Raw genomic sequence first — 515 nt, forward strand, 5'->3', positions numbered from 1 at the left:
GCCCGAGGCGTACGTGCCCTCGTCGGACACCTTCATCGAGAAGGACAGTTCGATCAACGAGCACATCGAGCAGATGCGGCTGGCCGCCACCAAGACCCTGCTGTCGCGCCCGGATGCGATCGTGGTGGCCACGGTGTCGGCCATCTACGGCCTGGGCGCGCCGGAAGACTACCTGTCGCTGCGGCTGATCCTGTCCACCGGCGAGCGCATCGACCAGCGCGACCTGATCAACCACCTGACCCAGCTGCAGTTCACCCGCAACGAATACGAGTTGCAGCGCGGCACCTTCCGGGTGCGCGGCGAGGTGATCGATGTGTTCCCGGCCGAGTCGGACAGCGAGGCAGTGCGCATCGAGCTGTTCGACGGCGAGATCGAGCAGATCAGCATGTTTGACCCGCTCACCGGCGAGAGCCTGCGCAAGCTGATGCGTTACACCGTGTATCCCAAGACCCATTACGCCACCACCCGCGAGCGCGTGCTGGCTGCGGTGGAGACGATCAAGGCCGAGCTCACTC

Annotated in this window: 1 pseudogene; it reads left to right on the plus strand. The window is 65.0% G+C overall.

The annotated features are described in order from the left end of the window. Positions 1-515, plus strand: a pseudogene (locus ACXJKJ_RS32275) (excinuclease ABC subunit B); the annotation flags it as partial.

The sequence above is a fragment of the Roseateles sp. P5_E1 genome, from assembly GCF_054049335.1.